Below are 1,235 nucleotides of genomic sequence, written 5' to 3'. Positions count from 1 at the left end.
TTGCCGCTTAGCAGAGCGTTAAGTTTTCACAGAAGTTTTTCAATATAAGAAGGGTTAAATGAATTTTATAGAATCAATTCTGCAATTATCGCCTATTGTGCAAGGAGCTTTAGGTTCAGCACTTTTTGCTGCAGCTCTTTGGATAGGCCAGTTTTTGTTTTCTGTTACAAAGAACAAAATTATTTACTTTAGCAAAAAGCATAGACTGGATAGCCTCAATACAGAGCTGGTTAGGCATATGGGGCTTTTAAGTGACAATGATGCTACAACTTCTTTGACTATTGTTGGATTGATATATCTAGCTTTTGGCTTTCTTATCAAGGCCTTAATCTGTTTATGTATAGGCTATGTCTTTGAATCATATATTCCCTTGTTTAAAGAAATAAGTGTTATTTTTGCATTATATTTTTTGTTCAAGGCTCTAGATCTGTTAAAGGACACTAAGGAAGGTGCAGATAGTGCAAAAGAAATTGAGTTAATCAAAGAACAAATTTCTATGCTGGAAGGAAAAAATAGCCCTAAACAAAAAACTTAACAAACGCTTTAAGACGGATTCGCAACGCTCGGCGGTTTTGGTTTGATTTAGCTTTTGTGTTTACGGTGTGATAATTGAGTGTCGTGGTAGAGTTGCTCACCACTTAAGCGGGCGTTAGCTTTCTAAGTGCGCATCATTGATTTTTATACGCTTTTTGATGCTGTTGCACCATAGAAAGCCTAAACTCTAGCAGCTCATTTTCGTAGTTTTGTTAAGCGCTTTTCAACTTCTTTTTGCTCCCAGTCATCCCCTAAAAAATTGAATATCTCAAATGCCTTGATAGCGTGTGAAAGCATAAATATTCCCCAGCCTAAAGCAGGATAAATTGCCCAAAGTTCCTCAGTACCAGTTACGAAATTAATGACAAACAATAGGCATATTACCGACAAGTATTTGGTTAAGTGGACATAAAATTCTTTTACCTTTTTAACTTGAGCCCGTATGTGTTCTTGTTGATTAGTTGTGTGCATTGTTTGATCCATTTCACTATCCTTTTTTAACGTAAGTATCGAATACGGAGTAATGATAAATGTAGTTGTAGGGCTTGAGGTTTCTTTGCGACGAAATGCTGAAAAGGGGAAGTGAAGTGTCAATAACTAGGATAAAGTGTCCACACCCAAGGGATACGAACCAAAAAGTGGCATTCTTGAGTTTCTAGTTCTCCCAAGCTCGTAAGCTAACAAAGCGTTTAAGACGGATT

Annotated in this window: 2 protein-coding genes; one reads left to right on the top strand and one right to left on the bottom strand. The window is 36.8% G+C overall.

Annotated elements, in window-relative coordinates; translation table 11 throughout:
• Nucleotides 1-58: 58 nt before the first annotated feature.
• Nucleotides 59-535 carry a hypothetical protein gene (locus ACP45E_RS18685; RefSeq protein WP_017038682.1) on the top strand — a complete coding sequence of 159 codons (477 nt, stop codon included), beginning with the start codon at nucleotides 59-61 and terminating at the stop codon, nucleotides 533-535.
• Nucleotides 536-729: 194 nt separating this feature from the next.
• Here ACP45E_RS18685 and ACP45E_RS18680 read toward each other — a convergent pair whose 3' ends face one another.
• On the bottom strand, nucleotides 730-1,017 hold the full coding sequence (locus ACP45E_RS18680) for a 2TM domain-containing protein (RefSeq protein ID WP_017035278.1): 288 nt from the start codon (nucleotides 1,015-1,017) through the stop codon (nucleotides 730-732).
• Between the last annotated feature and the right edge of the window lie 218 nt (nucleotides 1,018-1,235).

Source organism: Vibrio genomosp. F10 str. 9ZD137, assembly GCF_049974785.1.
In the GTDB taxonomy this organism is placed as follows: domain Bacteria; phylum Pseudomonadota; class Gammaproteobacteria; order Enterobacterales; family Vibrionaceae; genus Vibrio.
The sequence above is the reverse complement of the archived record's forward strand: the minus strand, read 5'-3'. Positions and strand labels throughout refer to the sequence as shown.